The organism is Micromonospora sp. NPDC049559 (genome assembly GCF_040676675.1).
In the GTDB taxonomy this organism is placed as follows: Bacteria; Actinomycetota; Actinomycetes; order Mycobacteriales; family Micromonosporaceae; genus JBFAPK01.
Window position 1 is genome coordinate 86,485 of sequence record NZ_JBFAPK010000014.1, and the last position, 20,139, is coordinate 106,623.

Genomic DNA, 20,139 nt, shown 5'->3' on the forward strand with positions numbered 1-20,139 from the left:
ACCGCGATTTGCCCTAGATCGACGGGGTGGCCCGCCGCCGGGGCCCGCCACGGCCGTCGCGCTCCGGTGGATCTTCGTACCCCGCCGGGCGGCGACCGAACCCTCCGGTTCTGCCCGGACCGGTGGCGGCGGCCGGTTCACGTTCCCGCGCCGGCTCGTTGGCGGCGGGCCGGCCCGTTCCGGCTCAGCTCATGGCGGCCAGCAGCTCCCGGCAGGCGTTCTCGCAGACGCGGCAGCTCTCGCAGCAGATCCGGCAGTGCTCGTGCATCGCGGCGTGCCGCTGGCACTCGTCGCCGCAGGCCCGGCAGGCCGTCGCGCAGGCCTCCAGCAGGCCGCGGGTGAGGTTGGCGTCGTACCCGGTGTGCCGGGAGAGGACCCGGGCGGTGGTGGTGCAGATGTCGGCGCAGTCCAGGTCGGTGCGGACGCACTTGGCCAGCGTGCCGACGTTCGCCTCGCTCAGGCACGAGTCGGCGCAGGCGGTGCAGGCCTGGGCGCAGGCGGTCAGGATGTCGATCGTGCGGCCCAGCTTGTCCCGGTCAAAGTTGATCTCTGCTGGGTACGCCCGCAGCATCGGCATGGTGGTCGCGGTCACGGCGGCGCTCCTGTCAGGGTCGGCGTGTCGGTGAGGGTCCCTCCGCCTGACCCATACCCGCCGGACCGGCCGTCACGCCCCTCCGGCCGCGCCGGCGACCGCGGCGGTCACCTCCACCTCCAGCCGCGTCCCGGCGAGAAACAGGCAGCTGACCTGCGCCGTCGTGCTCGCCGGCGACGCCGGCGGGGTTGTCGAGGGTGTGGCGCATGCGCACTCCCCGTCGGCACGGGAGACGGAATCGGTACCGGCGGGCACCCGGTCGGCGCCGGCACCGTCGTCCGCGAAGGGCCGGTGCGGGCAGCGCGCGCCCGGCGCCCGGCCGGCGGGGACGAGGACCCCGCCCCGCCCGCCCGTCCGGTGCGTCAGGCCACGGCCTCGCTCGCCCGGCGCGGCCGGGCCACCGCCTGGTAGAGCGCGCCGAGCTGCTGTGCGGTACGGGTCCAGGAGTAGCGCTGCCGGATCCGGTCCAGCCCGGCGGTGCCGTACGTCATCCGGCGCACCCGGTCGCCGAGCAGCCGGCGCAGGGCGGTGCCGAGCGCACGGGGGTCGCGCGGCGGCACGAGGTCCCCGGTCAGCCCGTCGACCACGCTGTCGGCCAGCCCGCCCACCCCGCTGGCCACCACGGGCACCCCGCAGGCCATCGCCTCCAGCGGGGTCAACCCGAACGGCTCGTACCAGGGCGCGGCGACCACCACGTCCGCCGAGCGGTACCAGGCCGCCAGCTCCTCCCGCGGCACCGCACCGACCAACCGGAACCGGTCCGCCACGCCGCAGGACTCGGCCAGCCCGCGCAGCCGGTTCGCGAAGGGGTCGGCGGGCAACGCCGGGCCGGGCGGGGCGCCCACCACCACGCACTCGGCGTCCGGTACGCCGCGCATCGCCCGGATCACGTCCTGGAAGCCCTTGCGCTCCACCAGCCGCCCCACCGACAGCACCCGCGGCCGGCCCCGGTCCCGCGCGACCGCCGGACCTTCCGGGTGGAAGATCCGCTGGTCCACGCCCGGCGGGACGAGGGTGATGCGGGTGCGGGCGACGCCCAGCCGGATCAGCTCCCGCACCTCGTCCTGGCACTGCGCGACCACCCGGTCCACGGCCTGTCCCAGGATCCGCTCGAACCCCACCCGGCGGGGCGGGCCGCTGTCCGCGCCGCCCTGGTGCCGTCGCTTGACCGCGCCGAGACCGTGGTAGGTCTGCACCACCGGCACCCCCAACTGCCGGCCCGCCGTCAACCCCGCGAGTCCGCTCATCCAGTGGTGGGCGTGTACCACGTCCGGCCGCCACAGCTCGTCGCGCCAGTGCCGCGTCAGCCAACGGCCGAACTCGCCCACGTGCGGCAGCAGCCCGTCCCGGGCCACCGGTTCGGCCGGGCCCGCCGGTACGCGCACCACGGTGAGCCCGTCGCGCACCGGTACCGCCAGCGGCCCGGACGGATCGTCCCGGCGCGTGTAGACCCGTACGTCATGACCCGCGTTCGCCAGCGCGGTCGACACCTCGGCCACGTGCACGCTCTGCCCGCCCACCGGTCCACCGACGCCCCCTGGCCCCCCGGGTGGCGCGGCTGTCCCGGCTGTCCCGGCTGTCCCGGCCCCGGCCCGCGCCGCTGCCCCGGTCCGCTCCGGCGCGCCGACCTGCTCGTATGCCCCGGCCTGCTCGTATCCTCCGGCCTGGTCCGAGACGATGGCTATCCGCACGGCTCCCCCTCCCGTAGTCGATCCCGATCGGCACGAAGACCCGTTCTGTGCCGGCTCCGGCCCGTCCTGGGCCGACCGGGCGCGAAGCGGGCGGCCAGCGGGTTTCGGCACGTCGGGTCGGTTCCGAGCACACCCATGGCGGCGCTCCTACCCCCGGCCGGGACGCCTAACCACGATGTGGCCAACTTCCCAGCGCTGTCCCAGGCGGATACGCGGGCAACCGGTACCGCGATCGGTCGGTGGGCGTCCCGTACCCCGCAGACCGCGCCGATGACCTGAGCGGACGAGGTATCACCGCCGGTGGAGCGGGTAGCCGCACGGGGTCAACCCGGAGTCGATCCGGTACGGCGGCAAGGGGAGGAACGCCGAGATGACGCAACAGGAGAGCCGTTCCGGCCAGCAGTCGGCGGCCGGCGAGGCCCGGGAACAGGTCTCCGCCACGAGCCATCGCGCCGCGCAGGTCGGCGGGGGCGTGGCACAGGGGGCCATGGCACAGGGCCGGCAGACCGCGGCCGAGGGGGCACAGCAGGCTCGCAACCTGCTCGGACAGGCGAGTTCGCAGGTCCAGCAGCAGGCCGGCATGCGACAGAAGGAGGCCGCGCAGCGGCTGCGCACGCTCGGCGACCAGTTGCAGTCCATGTCCGGCCAGGCCGGTCCCGGTATGGCGGAGGACCTGGTCCGGCAGGCGTCGGACCGGGCGCACCGGGTCGCCGAGTGGTTGGAACACCGTGAACCGGGCGCGGTGGTCGAGGAGGTGCGCGACTACGCGCGCCGGCATCCCGGGCTGTTCCTGGCCGGCGCCGCGTTGGCCGGCGTGATCGCGGGCCGGCTCACCCGGAACCTCGCCGGCGGCGGTGGCGACGGTCAGCCGGCGGAACAGGGCGGTCAGCCGGCGGGACGGGGCGGTCCGCAGTTCGGTATGGCGTCGATGGAGCAGGAGGCGCCGCGGCCGGACGGGCATTCCGGCCAGCCCGGCACCGGGACGCCGGACGCCGAGCGACGGGAGGTGGGTCCGTGAGCACGACGTCACCGCGCCGGGTCGAGCCCGACTCCGCCCAGGCCTCGATCGGGGATCTGCTCGCCGGGATTACCCAGGACATGTCCACACTGGTGCGCCAAGAGGTGCAGCTCGCCAAGGCGGAGCTGCGGCAGGAAGTCAAGATGGCCGGCCAGTCGGCCGGGATGTTCGGCGCCGCCGGCTTCGCCGGCTACATGGTGCTGCTCTTCCTCTCCTTCGCCTTCTGGTGGGGCCTGTCGAACGTGCTGGACGAGGGTGTGTCCGCGCTGATCGTCGGCGTGGTCTGGGCGGTGATCGGCGGGCTTCTCTTCGTGATGGCCCGGCGACGCATGCGTCAGGTACGGCGCCTGCCGCAGACGACCGAGACCGTGCGGGAGTTCCCGGGCACGTTCCGGGGCCGCTGAGCGGAAGGGAGGGTGACATGAGCATGGATCCGGAGCAGATCCGACAGGAGATCGAGAGCACCCGGGGCGACCTGCGCAGCGACGTGGACGCGCTCACGTACAAGGTGAACCCCAAGCGGGTCGCCGGCGAGCGGGTGGAGCGGGCGCGCGGCATGTTCGGGGCCGTACGCGAGAAGGTCATGGGTACGGCGTCCCAGACCCGCGAGGCCGGCGCCGGCAGGGCGTCGGGCGCCGCGCAGCAGGCCTCGTCGGCGGCGCACCAGGTCCGCGACCGGGCGTCGTCCGCGGCCCACCAGGTCCGCGAGACGGCCGGTACGCTCGGGCAGCGGCAGCGGGAGCAGACCCAGGGCAGCCCGCTGGCGGCCGGGCTCATCGCGTTCGGCCTCGGTGTGCTCGTCTCGTCGCTGCTCCCGCCGAGCGGGCAGGAGCGGCAGGTGGCAGGCCGGGTCCGGGAACGGGCCAGCGACTACGCCGGCCCGCTGAAGGAACAGGCGGTCGGCGTGACCCAGCAGGTTCGGGACAACCTGCGGGAGCCGGCCCAGCAGGCGATGGAGTCGGTCCGGTCGCGTGCCACGCAGGGCGCCTCGGCGGTACAGGAGCAGGGCCGCTCGGCGGCGCAGGACATCCAGGGCCAGGTGCGGGAGTCGAAGGAGAACGTCCAGCAGCGGCGTTGACCCGTGGCGGCGCGCCGACCCGCGCTGACCCGTCGCCGGGCGTACCGGTGGCGGGTCAGCGGCGCAGGTAGAGCCGGACGGTGGTGGCGCCGGGCCGGGTGTGCACCCGGACCAGGTCGCAGAGCTGGTTAACGATTACCAACCCCCGCCCGCCGGTCGCCGCGGTCCCGGCGGGCGGGATCCGGCCGGCGAGCGGGTCCGTGAGGTGGCCACCGTCGCTGACCTGGCAGACCAGGTGCTCCTCGTCGGTCCAGAGGGTGACCGAACCGGTGCCGCCCGCGTGCTCGACGGTGTTGGCGGCCAGCTCGCCCACGGCCAGGACCAGGTCCTCGACCCGGTCGTCGGGCAGCCCGGCCGTCGTGGCGTACCGGGCGACGGCGTGCCGCAGGGCCGACAGCCCGTCGAACGTCACGGGCAGCGTCGGCGCGTGCCCGGGCGGCGGTGGCAGCGGCCGGTTGAAGTCGGCGGCCACCGCGAGCGGATCGCCGTAGCGCGGGGAGGCCCAGCGGCGCGCGCCCATGGCGAGCGTCGGATGGGTCCGGTACGCGTCGTCGATCGCCCGCTGGTCGAGGTCGGCGAGGTCGTACGGGCAGAGGATCTCCGCGTTCCGCCCGGCGAACGCGGCGTTGATCAGGGCCTCGTGCTGGGCGCAGGCGGGGTACTCCAGCTCGCTGCGGCCGGGCCAGATCGGCTCGCCGATGATCCGGGGGCGCCGGCCCGGATGCGCCCGGGCGAAGGCGAGCAGCACGCCCGGGATGATCCGTCCCGGGTTGCGGCCGGCCACGGTCATGTCGTCCAGCCGTACCCGGGAGGCGTCGTCGCCCAGCGCCGCCCGGATCGCCGCGAGGTTCGCCCCCGGCACGGCGACCAGGACCGGATCGCCGGCGTCGAGTCCGGCGCGGATGAAGGGAAGCGTGCCGGCCAGGTATTCGTCGATGCCGCGGTAGAGCAGCGCCGGATGGTCGAAGTGTTGCGCGTCCGGGTTCGAGAACCGGTTCTCCGCAGTGTGTGGAATCACCGCGCGGTACCGATCCGCAGCGACAGCGCCGGCACCCGCCCGACGTCGAGGAGGTCGAGCAGCCGCGCCAGCCGGGGCGAGCAGACCAGGGTGGTCGGTCGGTCGCCGCGGGCCACCGCCACGTCCACGAGCGAGGACATCGCGTACGCGTCGGCGAAGCGCAGCCCGGTGGCGTCGATCACGCAGCGTCCCGGCATCGGGACCACGGCCGAGAGCACGCTCGACAGCGCGGCCCGGTTGCTCAGGTCGGCCTCGCCGTCCACGGCGAGGCCGGTCGGGGCCACGGTCAGCACGCAGCGCAGACCCGACACCGGCGTCTGGGTGGCCGGGCGGAGGCTGGCCGGATGTGCCGCCACCAGCTCCTGCCAGGCGGTGCTGGCGAACTGCCGCGGGTCGTAGTGGCACACGCCCAGCGCCCGCCCGCCCACGAACAGCAGGTTGGCCCGGGTCTCGTAGTCGGCCAACAGCCGGCCGTCCACGCCGTGGGCGGCCGCCCAGGTGAGATCTCCGCTGATCCGCAGCCCCGGATAGCCCTCCCGCTCCGCCAGGTCGATCTCGGCGGCGAGGGTACGTAGCGTGCGTTCCGGGTCGAACCGTCCGTCGGGGAAGTAGATGTCGGCGGCGTCCGAGACCACCAGCTGCCCGTGGGCCAGGGCGTCGGGCGCACCGGGAAGCTTCGCCCGGAGCGCGTCGACCAGGGCCGACGGCGCGGGACGGCTCGTGGCGAGCAGAACCTTCTGCCCCTCGCGCAGGCCGGCGTCGGCGAACTCGTGGAGCATCGCCGGCTGGTCGGAGACCTCAGCGGTCGGTACGCAGACATGGTCGCCGAGGGCGAGTCCGTGCCAGATCGCGCTGCCCCGCATCGAAACACCCGCTCCCGTCTGCGGCGGTCAGGGACATCCCCCGAAACGGTGGCCGGTCCCTCGTCCGTTCAGGCCCACCGACTCCACCCTACGCCCAGTGACGGCGGGTGCCCAGCACCCGAGCCCGCTTCGGGGGCGCGACCAGCCTCCATCGGCGGTTCGGTAACCTGCGGTACCCGGCTCCCGCGCCCGCGCACCACACCCACCCCCGGACGACGGAACCGGGTGGAGGAGGAGCCGCAGCAGTGTCCGGACGCATCGTCGACGCCCGCGTGATCGTCACCTCGCCGGGTCGTAACTTCGTCACCCTGAAGCTGATCACCGAGGACGGGGTCAGCGGGGTCGGTGACGCCACCCTCAACGGCCGCGAGCTGGCCGTCGCCAGCTACCTGACCGATCACGTCCTGCCCACCCTGATCGGGCGTGACTCGGCCCGGATCGAGGACACCTGGCAGTACCTCTACAAGGGTGCGTACTGGCGGCGCGGCCCGGTCACGATGAGCGCCATCGCCGCCGTGGACACCGCGCTCTGGGACATCAAGGGCAAGGTCGCCGGCCTGCCGGTCTACCAGCTGCTCGGTGGTCGCTCCCGCGAGGGCGTGACCGTGTACGGGCATGCCAACGCCGAGACCGTCGACGGGGTGCTGAGCGAGGTCGCCCGGTACCACGACCTCGGCTACCGGGCGGTACGGGTGCAGACCGGCGTCCCCGGCCTGGCGACCACGTACGGCGTGGGCAAGGACCGGATGTTCTACGAGCCGGCCGACGCCGCGATCCCGTCCGAGGCGGCCTGGTCGACGGAGCGCTACCTGAACCACGTACCGACCGTCTTCGCCCGGGTGCGTGACGAGTTCGGCCCGGAGCTGAAACTGCTGCACGACGTGCACCACCGGCTCACCCCGATCGAGGCGGCCCGGCTCGGTCGCAGCCTGGAGCCGTACGCGCTGACCTGGATGGAGGATCCGGTACCGGCCGAACTCCAGGAGGGCTTCCGGCTGATCCGCCAGCACACGACGACGCCGATCGCGGTCGGCGAGGTCTTCAACACCGTCTGGGACTGCCAGCAGCTCATCTCCGAGCAGCTCATCGACTACGTCCGCGCGACCGTGGTGCACGCGGGCGGGATCACCCACCTGCGCCGCATCTTCGACCTGGCCGCGCTGCACCACGTCCGCAGCGGCTCGCACGGCGCCACCGACCTGTCGCCGGTCTGCATGGCGGCGGCCCTGCACCTGGACGTCGCCATCCCCAACTTCGGACTGCAGGAGTACATGCGGCACACCGAGGAGACCGACGCCGTCTTCCCGCACGGCTACCGCTTCGCCGACGGGTACCTGCACCCGTCCGAGGAGCCGGGGCTCGGGGTGGACATCGACGAGGAGTTGGCCGCGCAATACCCGTACCGGCCGGCGTCGCTGCCGGTGAACCGGCTCGAGGACGGCACCATGCACTCCTGGTGACCCCGCCGCCGCCCCGTCAGCCGCCACCCCGACGGGGAGGCGCCAATCGGATCTCAGGCCGGTTCGGTCCCCGCCACGGCCTGCTCCGGTACCACGGCCGGCGCGGCGGCGGCCCCGCCGTCCGCCGTCCCGGTCTGCGCCGTCCCGGCCCCGGCGGCGGCCCGGCGGGCGCGGTGGCGCAGCCAGAGCGTGCTGCCCAGGCCGCAGCAGATCGCGACGGCCAGGGCCACCCAGGAGAGGTCCTTGAGCCAGCGCTCGGCCACCCGGCCGAGGGAGAAGAGCAGGTAGGTGGTGCCGAACGCCCAGACCAGGCCGCCGGCCGCGTTGGCGAGCAGGAACCTGCGGTACGGCACCCGCAGCGCGCCGGCGAGCGGGCCGGCCAGGATGCGCAGCAGCGCCACGAACCGGCCGAAGAAGACCGCCCAGACGCCCCAGCGGGCGAACATCTGCTCGGCGCGGGCCAGGTGCTCCGGGCCGAGGTGCCGGGGGAACCGGCGCCCGAGACGTTCCAGCAGGGCGCGCCCGCCGCGCCGGCCGACCGCGTACCCGATGGAGTCCCCGACGATCGCGCCGAGCGCCGCCGCGGTCGCCACCCAGAGCGGTTCGGTCACCCCGGTCGCGGCCAGCAGGGCCGAGCTGACCAGGACGATCTCGCCGGGCAGCGGGATGCCCATGCTCTCGACGCCGATCACCAGCCCGACGATCAGGTAGATGCTCACCGCGGGCAACGTCGCCAGCCAGGTCTCCACGTGGTGCACGCCAAGCCTCCCCGAAGTCCGGTAGCGAACCCTACCGGCCCCCGATGACACCCGGGGGTAAGGGGCGAACTCCCGTCGGCGTCCGGGTCAGCGCGTCGGCCGGTAGTCGCCGGTGAGCCGGCCCAGCTTCAACGCCAGGTGCAGGCAGAGCCGCTCGTTGCCGTCCTTCAGGTCGGTACCGGCGAGCTGCTCGACGCGTTGCAGCCGGTAGTAGAGGGTGGCCCGGTGCAGCCGGAGCGCTTCGGCGGTGGCGTGCGCGTTGCCCGCCAGGTCCAGGTACACCTCAAGGGTCTCCAGCAGCACCTGGTTAGCCTCGCCGCGCAGCAGGCGCTCCAGGCCGGGATGCACCCCGCCGACGTCGAGCCGCGCACCGTCCAGCCGGGACAGCACCCGGTAGATGCCCAGGCCGGACCAGGAGACGACCCGACCCAGGGCCGGCAGTCGCACGCCGACCCGGGCCGACCGCAGACCCTCCTGGTACGACTCGACGGCGTCGACCAACCCCGGACGGGCCTGCCCGATCCCGACGACGGTACGGGTCACCGAGTCCAGCCCCCGGGTGGCGTGCCGCAGCGCCTCGTCCAGGTGCCGGGCGACCGCCTCCGGGTCGGGGCGCCCGCCGCCCCGGGCGTCGCCGAGCAGCAGCACCCCGTGGTCGTGCCGGACCAGGTGCAGCCCCGCCCGGCTGCCCAGCCAGCGGCGGGTACCGACGAGCGCCTGCTCCAGCGCGATCCGGGCCACCTCGTCGGGGAGCTGCCCGTCCGCGGTCACGAGCTGGGCGACCAGCGCGGTGGTCGTACCGTCCCCGCCGATCGCGCCCTCCTCCAGCAGCAGCCGTACCGCCTGCGCCCGTGCCGCCGGGCCCTCCACCAGCAGGGTGCGCACCGCCTCGGTCTCCCGCTGCGAGGCGAGTTCACCGAGCAGGTTCTCCCGGTAGAGCGCGAGGGAGAGGTCCCCGGTCGCGTCGGTCACCGTGGCGATGTCGGCGTCCGTCATGCTGCCGTCGGCGTCGATGAACCAGACGAAGCCGAGCAGCAGGTCGTCGTGGCGGATCGGGACGCAGACCCGGGGGAGCAGGTCGAGTTCCGGGCAGGCCGGGGTGCGTACCGGCTCGCGGGCGTTGAGGATGCCGACGGCGCGGAACCACGCGATCACCTCGGGGGTGGTCTGGCGGCGCAGGATCGAGGCGCGCCGGACGTCGTCCATCAGCCCGGTCTGTTCGCTGTAGACCAGCAGCCGCTGGCGCCGGTCCTCGATCAGCGCCGGCCGGCCCACCCGCGCCGCCACCGCGTCGACGATGCGTTGCAGCTCGCCCTGCATCGAGCCCTTCCTCCTCCCCGTCCGCCGGATCCCGTGCCGGCGCCGGCCCTCGCGCCGGACCCGATGCCGGGACCCGATCCCGCGCCGGACCCGGGCCCACCTCCGCCACCGGCGCGGCCCACCCGCCTCAGCGGGTCGGGCTCGTCGCCGGCCCGTCCAGCTTCTCGGCGATCCGGCCGGCGTCCGGATGGTCCAGCCGCCGCAGGATCTCCCGGGCCCGCCGCCACAGGTCGCGGGCCGCGTCCCGATCGCCCGCCACGGCGTGGGCGTCGCCGAGCCGGTCGAGGGTCGCGGCCTCCAGGTACCCGTCACCGACGGCGTGGAACAACTCGGCGGCGTGCCGGTACCGGGCGACCGCGCGGTCGTACTGGCCGGCGCGCTGGTGGGCGTAGCCGAGACTGTCCGAGGTGGCCGCCTCGCCGAGCGTGTCGCCGGTGCGGCGGAACAGCTCCAGCGCCCGCTCGCAGTGCTCCAACGCCTCCGGCACCTCGCCGAGCTGGGCGTGGTACCAGCCCACCGCGTTGAGCGCCTCCGCCTCACCGGCCCGGTAACCGGCGGCGCGGAACAGCTCCAGGGCGCGCTGGGCGTGCCGCAACGCCTCCCGGTTCCGGCCGCGCACCTGCCCCAGCCGGGCGAGGCTGATGTGTACGTGGGCCTGGCCGGCGGCGTCGTCGAGCGCGGCGAACTCGGTCAGCGCGGCACGCAGGTGCTCGTCCGCCTCGTCGTGCCGGTCGAGGTGCGCGTACGCGCGACCGAGGCCCCGGTGGGCGTGGCCGAGCGCCCGGCCGTCGGCCAGCCGGCGGGCGGCGGCCAGCGCGAGCCGTTGCGCGTTCACCTCCTCCGACCAGCGCGCCTGCCGGCTGAGATGGTCGGTGACCGTCCAGGCCAGCCGCCACGTGTGCGCGTCCGAGCCGCCGTCTCCGGTGCCGGCCATGGCGGCGAGCAGGACGGCCTGCTCCGCGGTGAGCCAGGCGATCGCCGCCGCGCGGTCGGCGAGGTCGTCCGGGACGGCGCCCGGCCGGGCGGGCGGCAGCGCGATCCGGTCCCGGTGCGGGTGCAGCAGCCGGTCGGCCCGGTACGCGGTGTGCAGGTAGTAGTCGAGCAGGCGGTGCAGCGCCTCGGTGCGCTCCGCCGTCGACTCCATCGAGTGGACCAGCTCGCGCGCGTAGGCGCGGAGCAGGTCGTGGGTGACGTACCGGCCGGCGACGTGCTCGGTGACCAGTTGGGCCCGGGCCAGCTCGGCCAGCTGGGCCCGGACCAGCCGCACCGGCTCGCCGGCGAGGCTGGCGGCGGCCGGTACGGCCAGATCCGGTCCCGGGTGCAGCCCGGTCAGCCGGAACAGCCGGGCGGTCGCGGCGTCCAGGGTCCGGTACGAGGCGGCGAACGCGGTCCGTACGTCGCTGGTCCGGTCACCGGCGTAGAGCGCGTCGAGGTCGTGGTGCGCGACGCGCAGCTCGTCGGCGAGCGCGGCGAGCGGGAAGCCGGGGTGCAGCGCGGCGCGGGACGCCACGATGGCCAGCGCCAGCGGAAGCCGCGCGCAGGCGGTGATGATCTCGTCGACGGCGCGCGGCTCGGCGGCCACCCGGGCGGTACCGAGGCGGCGGGTGAGCATCTGGCGCGCCTCGTCGGCGGTGAGCAGGTCCAGCGTCAGCGGTTGGGCGCCCTCGGTCGCGACCAGGCCGGGGAGCTGGTGCCGACTGGTCACCAGGACCAGGCAGCCGGGGGCGCCCGGCAGCAGCGGACGGACCTGGTCGGCGTCGCGGGCGTTGTCCAGCACCACCAGCACCCGCCGGCCGGCGAGCAGGCTGCGGTAGAGCGCGGTCTGCGCGTCCGGACTGCTCGGTACCCGCTGCGGCGGCACCCCGAGCGCGTCGAGCAGGGAGCGCACCGCCTGCGCCGGGGTGAGCACCGGGCCGGTGGGGTCGAAGCCGCGCAGGTTGAGGTAGAGGTGGCCGTCGGGGAACCGGTCGCGGACCCGGTGCGCCCAGTGCAGGGCCAGGGCGGTCTTGCCGACCCCGGCGGTGCCGGAGACGGTGGCGATGACGACCGAGCCCGAGCGCTCGGTGGGCGGGCCGAGTAGCGCGTCGAGCCGGGCGAGCTGGTCGGCCCGGCCGGTGAAGGTGGCGACCCCGGCGGGGAGCTGGGCCGGCACCTCGCGGCGCTGGGCCGGGTCGGGGCCGCCGAGGATCTCGCGGTGCGCCGCCCGCAGCTCCGGGCCGGGATCGGTGCCGAGCTCCTCGACGAGGCGCGCGCGTACCGCCGCGTAGCGCTCCACCGCCTCGCCGGTGCGCCCGGCGGCGTGCAGCACCCGGATCAGCGCCGCGGCCACGGGCTCGACCAGCGGGTACTCGCCGGCGAGGTCGGTCAGCGGGCCGAGGACCACGGCGGGGTCTCCGGCCCGTACCTCCGCGCCGGCCCACGCCACCACGGCGTCCAGCCGCTGCTGCCGCAGCCCCTCGCGGGACCGGGCCGCCCACTGCCCGCCCAGGCCGGCGAGCGGCTCGCCGCGCCAGAGCGCGAGCGCCTCACGCAGCACCGCGATCCGGCCCGCCGCATCCCGCCGCGGCGCCCGCGCGGCGTCGAGCAGACCGCGGAACCGGCGCACGTCGACCCACTCCGCCGGGGCCTCCAGCACGTACCCGCCGGAGCGGCGCGTCAGCCGTACCGGCTCCGTCCCGCCGGCCTCGGCCAGCATCCGGCGAATCCGGGCGATGTGGGCGTAGAGCGCCCGGCGGGCTCCGTCGGGCGCGGTGTCCCAGACGCGGTCCAACAGGGTCTGCAACGGTACGGGCTGACCGGCGTCGATCGCCAGCGCCGCGACGACGTGCCGCTGCTGGGGCGGTCCGGCGTCGAGTACGCGGCCGTCGGCCCAGACCTCGACGGGACCCAGCAGCCGGAACTCCACCCACCACTCCCGACGCATCCACCATGCGGGGATCGACTGCCGGCGGAATGATCAACAAACTTACGGCAACAATCTACTACACCCCGGTACAGCAAACTCTCAGGTGTTCAACGGGTACCGCCGCCGTTGAGCCGACCGGTGGTCGTACGGCGGACGAAGGTAGGCAGGACGTGGCTGCACCAACTTCCGGGGGCACGGCGGTGGCCCTTCCGAACCGAGATTTCTGATTCGTCGTACCGGTGCCGCGACGGCGCGATTTCTCGGCGTGATCTTCCATTAAGTTTCGCTTTAGCCGTATCCGGTTCCGTCATCAAGATCGGTACCTTGCCCGGCATGCGACACATCGGAACCGTCATCGCCGCCGCCGTCGTGGGACCGGCGGTGTGGATACTGCTCGCCATCGGCCAGCCCCGGTCCGCCGCGGCGTTCCAGGCGGCGCGGGACGGCGGGATCGCCGTCGACGACGTCGTCCGGCCGCTGCTGCTGTTGGTGGCCGGTGGGCTGGTGCTCGGCCTGCTGGCCATGCTCAGGTTCTCCCCGCTCGGCGCGGTGCTGGTCGGGGCCGGCTACCTGGCCAGCTACCTCGGGCCGGTGTTCAGCCCGGGGCTGCTCGACCTGGTCGACCGCAAGCCCAGCCTGGCCGGGCACCAGATCGACCTGGCGGCGCCGGTGCGCTCCGGCACCACGCTGGTGCTGGGCGCGTTGCTGCTGGTCGGCGTCGTCAGCGCGCAGCGCTGGCGCCGCTGGCCCCGGCCCGTACCGGAGGAGCCGGCCGCGATCGAACCGGACGAGATCATCCCGGCGGAACTGCCGGCCGACCGTCCGCTCGGGGCGGACGGGTTGGACCTGCCCCGGCGCGATCGGGGTGCGGACCGGCTCTCCGGCGGGCCGCTCGGGGCGGACGGGCCCGACCTGGCCCGCCACGATCGGGGCGCGGAGCGGCTCCCGGGCGGGCCGTTCGACGGGGAGGGACCAGACCCGTCCCGGCCGGCGCGCGGCGCCGAACCGGTTGCCGAGCGGCGGGCGACGACGCTCGCCGACGCGGAGCCGGCGACCGAGCAGTGGCCCGCGGGTACGCGCCGCGGCGACCCGTCGTCGCGGGGCGAGCCCGGGAGCGCCCGCCGCCGGTTCGACCAGACGCACCGGTCCTGACGACCGGCCGGTCCGACCGGATGCACCGGTCCCGACCGGCCGCCTCGGTCCGGCCGCAGCGGTCCGTCGGAATTCGCCGCCGAGATCCTCCTTCAGTTGTCGGAAGCCGCCGGGTGACCTGCCGACATCTGCATGGTGACCGGGATGTGGCGGCACTTCTACATTCCTTGCGCGGTGCGGCCCCCGTGGCGCACCCGGCTGCTCGCGGCGCGGACCCCCACGCGCCGCCCCCCGACGAAGGGTGGCTCGATGCACCTGACCTTCACCAGGCGAACGGCGCGACGATCCGCGCTGGTCGCCGCGGTGGCGACCGCGCTGGTCGTCGCCGCGGCGGCCGGTCCGGCACCGGCCGCGCCCGCCGCGTCCGCCGCGGGTACGGGCCCTTTCCAGGTGCTCGACCCGCAGTACTGGCAGAACCCGGACACGATGACGTGGAACGACTACAAGCCCGTTCCGAACAAGAACTGGGCCGACCCGTCGGTGCGTGGCTCGGTCCGCAACTTCAAGATCGCACTGGTCACGCTCGACTACCCGGACCAGCCGTTCGTCGTCACCCAGCCCGCCCGGTCGAGCGTCTTCGGTAACCCGCAGGCGACCGCCGCGAACATCCCCCGGGACCAGGTGCCCGCCTTCTACCAGGGCTTCCTCAACACCCCGAACACCCTGAACAAGGGGCACACCCTGCACGAGTACTGGATGCAGGACTCCAACGGCCGGTACGGGGTGGACCTCACCGGCTTCGGCCCGTACCAGATGCCGGCGAAGTCGTACCAGTACGGCATCACCAACGACATGAACCCGGGCATGTGTCCCTCGGGCGAGACCTGCAACCGCAACATCCGTACCGACGGGCTGGGCGCGTGGCGCGCGGCCGTCGGCGACGAGGTCGCCAACCAGTTCGAGCTGGTCTTCATCCTCGGTGCCGGCCAGGACGAGTCGTCGACCTGGCAGGAGTTCGGCGAGATGATGTTCCAGAACAAGGAGGACGTGCCGGACGCCTGGGGCCCGCCGGACCCCAACCTGCCCAACTACGCGCGGACCCGGTACGTCGAGTGGACCTCCTGGAAGGCGGCGGCGAACATCTGGCCGAACGCCGGTGGCGGCTCCTCGACCCAGGCGGAGAGCTCGGGCCAGGGCACGTACGCCCACGAGCTGACCCACCTGCTGAGCATCGGGGACAACTACAACAACCCGTACGGCACGCCGCTGCGCCGGGCGTACACCGGCATCTGGAGCATGATGTCGCGCGGGTCGTTCAACGGTCCGGGCGGACCGCACACCCGCTGGCAGATCCCGCCGGTCAACGGCGGCTCCATGGGCTCGCTGCACACCGTCCGGGACAAGATCAAGATTGGCCTGCTCGGCGAGGACCACCTGCTGCGGCTCTCCCGCGAGGCGCTCGCCTCCTCGGGCCTGGTGGTGGCCGACGTGAAGGCCCGCGCGGTCGACGCCGGCCCGGGCGGCCTGACCGGCCTGAACATCGCCCTGAACCGGGACCTGGAACCGGCCTGTGACGTCACCGCCAACCCGCTCTGCGACGGCGGCAACTACAACAACTACACGGTCGAGGTCGTGGACCGGATGGGCGCGGACTCGTTCACCCCGGACAACGGCGTGCTGATCAGCAAGACCAAGAACCAGGACAGCGCGCCGTTCCAGTGGGTGGTCGACGCCAACCCGCAGGACATCGATATGATCGACTACTACAAGCCGGACGGCACCCCGCGGAAGATCACGATGGGGGACTACCGGCAGCTCTCCGACGCGCTCTTCCACGCCGGTACCAACTCCGGCAGCGAGTACGAGTACGTCGACGAGGCTAACCGGCTGCACTTCTACGTGCTGAACGTGAAGCGGGACCGCACCGGGATCCTGTCGTACACGGTGGCCGTACGGTCGCTCGACGGCACCGGCGGCCCGAGCGCCCACGGCGTACGGCTGGGCAAGGGCGCGGTCGTGGGCGGCGGCAGGCCGACCAAGCAGGGCGTGAGCTGCTCGTTCGACCTCACCAACACGGGTGTCTTCTCCGCCGGTGGGCAGCAGCACCCGGAGGACGTGACCCCGTACCTCACGTCGGACGTCTACCGGCTCACCGCCACCGTGAACGGCAAGGGCTGGCGGGCCGAGCTGCCGAACGCCCTGGCCACCGCCAAGTTCGGCGCCTCCACCCAGGTACGCGTCTCGGTCGGCGCCAGCGCGTCCGCCGCGAACAACGGCATCGTGCAGCTGACCGCGACCTCGGTCAGCGACCCGACCAAGACCGAGACCCGGACCTGTCGGGTGCAGAAGTCCTGACGGGACGCGCGACACCCTCCCGCGATCTAGGGCATATCGTCGTGATTAGAGATCAACTCACAACGATGTGCCCTAGATCGGCGGGTCAACGGCACCGTCGAGGAGGAGCGATGCGGCGCTGGACCGTCCGGTACGCGACCATGGCGGCGCTGGCGGCGCTGCCGCTGCTCGCCGGCGCCGTCACCGGCTGCGGCGGCCCGGACGAGGCCACCTCGGCGCGGACCGTGCGCGTGCTGGTCCGCGACATCAACCTGCGCGAGGTGGGCGTCGACTGCGCCGGCACCGGGGCGTACGTCTTCTTCCACAACCGCGCCCCGTACCGTGTCGTGGACGGCGCCGGCGAGACCCTGGCCGACGGGCGGCTGCCGCCCGGCCGGTCGGTACGCACCTTCGAGGAGGACCTTGGCGTGGACCGGGTGCCCACCTACTGCGAGTTCTCCGTCCCGGTCACGCTGCCCCGGCGCGACGTCTACCGGCTCGTGGTCGACGACCAACCGCCGATCGAGTTGACCGCCAACGACGCCGAGGGCCCGGCGCTGGTCGCGGTGGTACCCGCATGAGGCGGCGGTCGCCCCACGCCGTGGCCGCGCTGCTGGTCGCGGCGCTGCTGCTCGGCGGCTGCTCCGGCGGGCCGCCCGCGAAGCCCGAGCCGGTGCCCGGCGGTGCCGCCGCGCTGCCCGGCCCGGCGCCCGCGGGGCTCGCGCTGCGTCCGGCCCCGTCCGGCGCGCCGGCCGCGCCGGTCTTCACCGGTACGCTCACCGACGGCAGCGCCCTGCCCGTGGCCGAACTCTGGGCGCAGCGCCCGGTGGTGCTGCTCTTCTTCAGCTCCTGGTGCACCGGCTGCGCCCGGCAGCAGAGCGCGCTGAGCGACCTCGCCCGCACCTACCGGGACCGGGTCGTCTTCGTCGGCGTGACCGCCCAGGACGAGCCGGGGGAGTTGGCGCCGTACCTGCGCGAGCACCGGGTCGAGTTCCCGGTGGTGGTCGACGCGGACCAGACCATCTGGCGGTCGTACGCGGTCCGCGAGCCGCCCGCGGTCGTGATCGTCGCCAGGGGCGGCGCGCTGCTGCGCGGCTGGCCGGGCGGGCTCGACGCGCCCACGCTCGACGCCCGGCTGCGCGAACTCGTCCTGGCCCCGTGACGAGCGCCGGTGGTCGGGGCGTGGACGCCCAGGAGGACAGGTACTGTCAACCTGCCGTACGCAGGGTCAGTGAAAGAACGCGGAGAAGTTATCTTCCAGGGGGGAGGAGGCAGAGCTAGCCGCCGCGTCTTTCTTTCCGAACCCGCCGGCGACCTCGCCGGCCACGGTACGGGAGGGTCCAAGTGAGCATCGACCAACGCGCGTCCGGCGGACGGGGCCGGCTGCGGATCGCACAGGCGGAGATCGACCGTGAGCTGATGCTCAAGTGGATCGCCGCGTTCCAGGCCGGGGACGTCGAGGCCTTCGAGTGGTTCGTCCGGTTCGTGCAGCACCGGGTCGCCGGGTACCTCTGCCGCAAGTACCAGCTCGACTCCGACGAGGCGGTCGAGCTGACCCAGGAGACGCTGGTGGCGGCCTGGCGCAGCCTGCGCGCGGGCACCACCCCGCAGCACCCGCTCCCGTGGCTGTTCACCATCGCCGACAACAAGCTGCGCAGCTACTACCGCCGGGCCGAGCGCAAGCACGTCGTGCTCGACGGCGAGCAGCGGGACCGGGCCGACCCGCACGCCCTGGCCGCCTTCGCCGAGGCGGAGGACCGGCTGGTCCGCGACCTGACGGTGCGCCAGAACCTACCGGTCTTCCTGGACCTCGTCGGCGACGCGCTGCGCAGCCTCTCGGCGCGGGACCGGGAGACGCTGACCGTCCACCTGAGCTCGCCCGGGCAGCGGTTGCCCGACGCGCAGGCCCGCTCCGCCACCATCGACGCCCTGGTCGAGCGGGTGGGCGTCGACCGTCCCGAGGCGTCCCGACGGCTGTACGAGGCCATGGCCGCGCTGCGCCGGGTCGCCGGGGCGCTGCTGATGGCCCGTACCTCCCTCGGCGCCTGCGCGGGATTGCGCGCGAAGCTGCCGGGCGACCACCCGTACCACGGGTCGCTGGACGAGCGGTCGCGGCCGAAGGTCATGCAGCACGTCGGGCAGTGCAAGGCGTGCAAGGCCCGGCTCGCGCAGGCGATGACGCTGGTCGGCGGGCTGCCGACCCTGGTGCTCTTCCTGGTGGTGGAGCTGGACGAGCGGCGGGACCGGTTCGTCGAGGCGGCGTTCGCCGACGCCGCCACCGACGAGGCCCGGCGGGGCGAGCCCGACGAGCGGGACCGGGCGGGCGACGAGGACGCCACCGACGAGGACGAGACGGTCCACGACGGCGCCGCGCTGCCCCGGGACGGTGCCACCCCGGCCCGCGCCGCGCAGGCCGCGATCCCGGCGGCGGCACCCGTCGCGCCGGCCGCGGCCGAGGTACCGCTCGGGCTGCGGATCGCCCAGCTGCCCGGGGTCCGTACCGTGGTGGAGCTGGTCACCGCCCACCCGCAGCTGGCCAAGGCCGCCGCCGGGGTGGTCGCGGCCATCGTGATCGGCACGGTTGTCCTCGACGGCGGCGACGCCGACCCGTGGACCGGGCCCGCGCCGAGCCCGTCCGTGACGGCGCCCTCGGCGGGAGGCCCGGGTGGCCCGCCCGGCGGCGGCCCGGGTGGCCCCGGCACGTTCCCGCCCGGCGGCGGCCCGGTGCCCGGTCCCGGTGCCACCGGTCCGGACGGGCGGCCGATCGCCCCGCCCGGAACGCAGCCGAGCGCCACCCGCCCGGGACCGGACGGCGGTCGCGGCGGCGACGACGGGCCGGGCGCGCCGCCCGCACCCCGCGCGGCCGCCTGGGGCTACGCCTCCAGTCGCGAGTACCAGTACGAGGAGCCGGTCGGCCACACCGTCGACCTGCACCGGCAGTGGCAGTGGGGGACCTGGCGGCGCGGCGGCGACGCGGCCAACCGGTACGCGACGATGACCCGCACCGGCACCGGCCGGTACCTGGTCCGCCTGCCCGGCCTCGGCGGCACGCCCGGCGTCGCGCACGCCGAGCTGAGCGCCGGGTGGGGGTACCCGCAGGCCGCCGCCTGCCAGGTCGCCGACGCGCGTCCGGCCGGCGCCGACCAGCTCGTCGACGTCGCCTGCTTCGACCCGGCGGGCACCGCCAAGAACCTGCCCTTCCTGGTCGTCTTCGTGGCGCCCAGCGACGGGCCGACCCCGATGGTGACGGCCCGGTACGGCACCGGCGGTACGGTCGCGTCGGGCGGGAACGTGACGGTCACCCGCACCGGCACCGGCGCGTACCGGCTGACCGCCGACGCCGCCTTCGCCGGCACCGGGTTCGCGCGGATCACCCCGGTCGGTACGGCGCCGGTCCGCTGCCGCCCGGCCGGCGTCACCGCTTCCGGCGGCCGGCTGCGGGTGGACGTGGCCTGCGCGGCCCCGGGCGGGGCGGCCCGCGACACGGGCTGGAGCTTCTCGTACACCGAGGGGGTGGGCGCGCACCACGACGCGGGCGTACCGGCCGCCTACCTGGCGACCGGCGGCGATCCGGCCGCGCCGACCGTGGCCACCGGCCGCAGCTGGAGCTTCAACGGCGAGGTCCCGGCCCTGACCCGCACCGGCGTCGGCGCGTACGACGTCTGGTACCAGCGACTCGGCAAGACGCAGGTGTACCCGGCGGACGCCGTCATGGTCACCGCGACCGGTGCCAGCCCCCGGTTCTGCCGCAACCAGGTCTGGAACTCGTACTCGTACCCGGGCAAGGTACGGATCATCATCTACTGCTTCGACGCCGCCGGCGCCCCGGCCGACGCGACCTTCGCGCTGGCGTACCTCCGGGCGCCCTGAGTCCCGGAGGTCCGGGGTGGGAAACCACGACGCCCCCGGCCGCTCGCGAGCGGCCGGGGGCGGGCGGGCGGGGGGGGGGGGCGGGCCCGCCCCCCCCCCGGGGCTGGGGGAGGGGGGCAGACAAAGAGAACCCAAACCCA

At 74.6% G+C, this 20,139-nt stretch carries 16 protein-coding genes; 9 read left to right on the forward strand and 7 right to left on the reverse strand.

From position 1 onward, the window contains the following. Positions 1-184: 184 nt before the first annotated feature. The gene (locus AB0J86_RS17475; protein WP_363858153.1) at positions 185-592 is read right to left on the reverse strand and encodes a four-helix bundle copper-binding protein; all 408 of its coding nucleotides are present in this window, start codon (positions 590-592) and stop codon (positions 185-187) included. Positions 593-954: 362 nt separating this feature from the next. Beyond that, positions 955-2,112 carry a glycosyltransferase gene (locus tag AB0J86_RS17480; RefSeq protein WP_363858154.1) on the reverse strand — a complete coding sequence of 386 codons (1,158 nt, stop codon included), beginning with the start codon at positions 2,110-2,112 and terminating at the stop codon, positions 955-957. 541 nt (positions 2,113-2,653) lie between these two features. On the opposite strand from AB0J86_RS17480, the gene AB0J86_RS17485 reads away from it, so the two are divergent. Genes AB0J86_RS17485 through AB0J86_RS17495 form a run of 3 tightly spaced genes read left to right on the forward strand, consistent with a single transcriptional unit; the run spans position 2,654 to position 4,379 of the window. Continuing rightward, complete coding sequence (locus AB0J86_RS17485; protein WP_363858156.1) at positions 2,654-3,301, forward strand: hypothetical protein; 648 nt, start codon at positions 2,654-2,656, stop codon at positions 3,299-3,301. Continuing rightward, on the forward strand, positions 3,298-3,705 hold the full coding sequence (locus tag AB0J86_RS17490) for a phage holin family protein (protein ID WP_363858158.1): 408 nt from the start codon (positions 3,298-3,300) through the stop codon (positions 3,703-3,705). The genes AB0J86_RS17485 and AB0J86_RS17490 overlap by 4 nt, the downstream gene beginning before the upstream one ends. Before the next feature lie 17 nt (positions 3,706-3,722). Beyond that, positions 3,723-4,379, forward strand: a complete 657-nt coding sequence (locus AB0J86_RS17495; RefSeq protein ID WP_363858160.1) for a DUF3618 domain-containing protein — start codon at positions 3,723-3,725, stop codon at positions 4,377-4,379. A gap of 55 nt (positions 4,380-4,434) precedes the next feature. On the opposite strand, the gene AB0J86_RS17500 is transcribed toward AB0J86_RS17495, so the two are convergent. Both AB0J86_RS17500 and AB0J86_RS17505 read right to left on the reverse strand, forming a co-directional pair. Continuing rightward, the gene (locus tag AB0J86_RS17500) at positions 4,435-5,397 is read right to left on the reverse strand and encodes a sensor histidine kinase (protein WP_363858162.1); all 963 of its coding nucleotides are present in this window, start codon (positions 5,395-5,397) and stop codon (positions 4,435-4,437) included. Further along, entirely contained in the window at positions 5,394-6,260 is an 867-nt protein-coding gene (locus AB0J86_RS17505) for an MEDS domain-containing protein (RefSeq protein WP_363858164.1), read from the reverse strand. The genes AB0J86_RS17500 and AB0J86_RS17505 overlap by 4 nt, the downstream gene beginning before the upstream one ends. Before the next feature lie 245 nt (positions 6,261-6,505). Here AB0J86_RS17505 and manD point away from each other — a divergent pair, with 245 nt between their 5' ends. Beyond that, positions 6,506-7,720: a D-mannonate dehydratase ManD gene (manD, locus tag AB0J86_RS17510; protein ID WP_363858166.1), complete on the forward strand. Its 1,215-nt coding sequence runs from the start codon at positions 6,506-6,508 to the stop codon at positions 7,718-7,720. Positions 7,721-7,773: 53 nt separating this feature from the next. Here the strand turns inward: manD and AB0J86_RS17515 are convergent, their stop codons facing one another. The 3 genes from AB0J86_RS17515 to AB0J86_RS17525 all read right to left on the reverse strand — a co-directional run bounded on the left by AB0J86_RS17515 (position 7,774) and on the right by AB0J86_RS17525 (position 12,721). Continuing rightward, positions 7,774-8,478: a DedA family protein gene (locus tag AB0J86_RS17515; protein WP_363858168.1), complete on the reverse strand. Its 705-nt coding sequence runs from the start codon at positions 8,476-8,478 to the stop codon at positions 7,774-7,776. A gap of 87 nt (positions 8,479-8,565) precedes the next feature. Further along, positions 8,566-9,798 carry a helix-turn-helix domain-containing protein gene (locus AB0J86_RS17520; RefSeq protein WP_363858170.1) on the reverse strand — a complete coding sequence of 411 codons (1,233 nt, stop codon included), beginning with the start codon at positions 9,796-9,798 and terminating at the stop codon, positions 8,566-8,568. 127 nt (positions 9,799-9,925) lie between these two features. After that, a complete protein-coding gene (locus AB0J86_RS17525; RefSeq protein ID WP_363858172.1) occupies positions 9,926-12,721 on the reverse strand; it encodes a BTAD domain-containing putative transcriptional regulator in 2,796 nt (931 codons plus the stop codon). Positions 12,722-13,036: 315 nt separating this feature from the next. On the opposite strand from AB0J86_RS17525, the gene AB0J86_RS17530 reads away from it, so the two are divergent. The 5 genes from AB0J86_RS17530 to AB0J86_RS17550 all read left to right on the forward strand — a co-directional run bounded on the left by AB0J86_RS17530 (position 13,037) and on the right by AB0J86_RS17550 (position 19,999). Then, positions 13,037-13,855, forward strand: a complete 819-nt coding sequence (locus tag AB0J86_RS17530; RefSeq protein ID WP_363858174.1) for a hypothetical protein — start codon at positions 13,037-13,039, stop codon at positions 13,853-13,855. Between the two features lie 249 nt (positions 13,856-14,104). Continuing rightward, positions 14,105-16,150, forward strand: coding sequence for a M6 family metalloprotease domain-containing protein (locus AB0J86_RS17535; RefSeq protein WP_363858176.1), 2,046 nt, complete (start codon positions 14,105-14,107; stop codon positions 16,148-16,150). Positions 16,151-16,260: 110 nt separating this feature from the next. Further along, the gene (locus AB0J86_RS17540; protein WP_363858178.1) at positions 16,261-16,710 is read left to right on the forward strand and encodes a hypothetical protein; all 450 of its coding nucleotides are present in this window, start codon (positions 16,261-16,263) and stop codon (positions 16,708-16,710) included. Further along, positions 16,707-17,291, forward strand: a complete 585-nt coding sequence (locus tag AB0J86_RS17545; protein ID WP_363858180.1) for a redoxin domain-containing protein — start codon at positions 16,707-16,709, stop codon at positions 17,289-17,291. The genes AB0J86_RS17540 and AB0J86_RS17545 overlap by 4 nt, the downstream gene beginning before the upstream one ends. 182 nt (positions 17,292-17,473) lie before the next feature. Further along, positions 17,474-19,999 (forward strand): sigma-70 family RNA polymerase sigma factor, encoded by a 2,526-nt coding sequence (locus AB0J86_RS17550; RefSeq protein WP_363858182.1) that lies wholly within the window; start codon positions 17,474-17,476, stop codon positions 19,997-19,999. The last annotated feature ends 140 nt before the right edge of the window (positions 20,000-20,139 follow it).

Coding starts and splice junctions, on each gene's coding strand:
- AB0J86_RS17485 (WP_363858156.1), top strand. CDS start 2,654: ATGACGCAACAGGAGAGCCGTTCCGGCCAGCAGTCGGCGGCCGGCGAG.
- AB0J86_RS17545 (WP_363858180.1), top strand. CDS start 16,707: ATGAGGCGGCGGTCGCCCCACGCCGTGGCCGCGCTGCTGGTCGCGGCG.
- AB0J86_RS17495 (WP_363858160.1), top strand. CDS start 3,723: ATGAGCATGGATCCGGAGCAGATCCGACAGGAGATCGAGAGCACCCGG.
- AB0J86_RS17525 (WP_363858172.1), bottom strand. CDS start 12,721: ATGCGTCGGGAGTGGTGGGTGGAGTTCCGGCTGCTGGGTCCCGTCGAG.
- AB0J86_RS17535 (WP_363858176.1), top strand. CDS start 14,105: ATGCACCTGACCTTCACCAGGCGAACGGCGCGACGATCCGCGCTGGTC.
- AB0J86_RS17540 (WP_363858178.1), top strand. CDS start 16,261: ATGCGGCGCTGGACCGTCCGGTACGCGACCATGGCGGCGCTGGCGGCG.
- AB0J86_RS17530 (WP_363858174.1), top strand. CDS start 13,037: ATGCGACACATCGGAACCGTCATCGCCGCCGCCGTCGTGGGACCGGCG.
- AB0J86_RS17505 (WP_363858164.1), bottom strand. CDS start 6,260: ATGCGGGGCAGCGCGATCTGGCACGGACTCGCCCTCGGCGACCATGTC.
- AB0J86_RS17520 (WP_363858170.1), bottom strand. CDS start 9,798: ATGCAGGGCGAGCTGCAACGCATCGTCGACGCGGTGGCGGCGCGGGTG.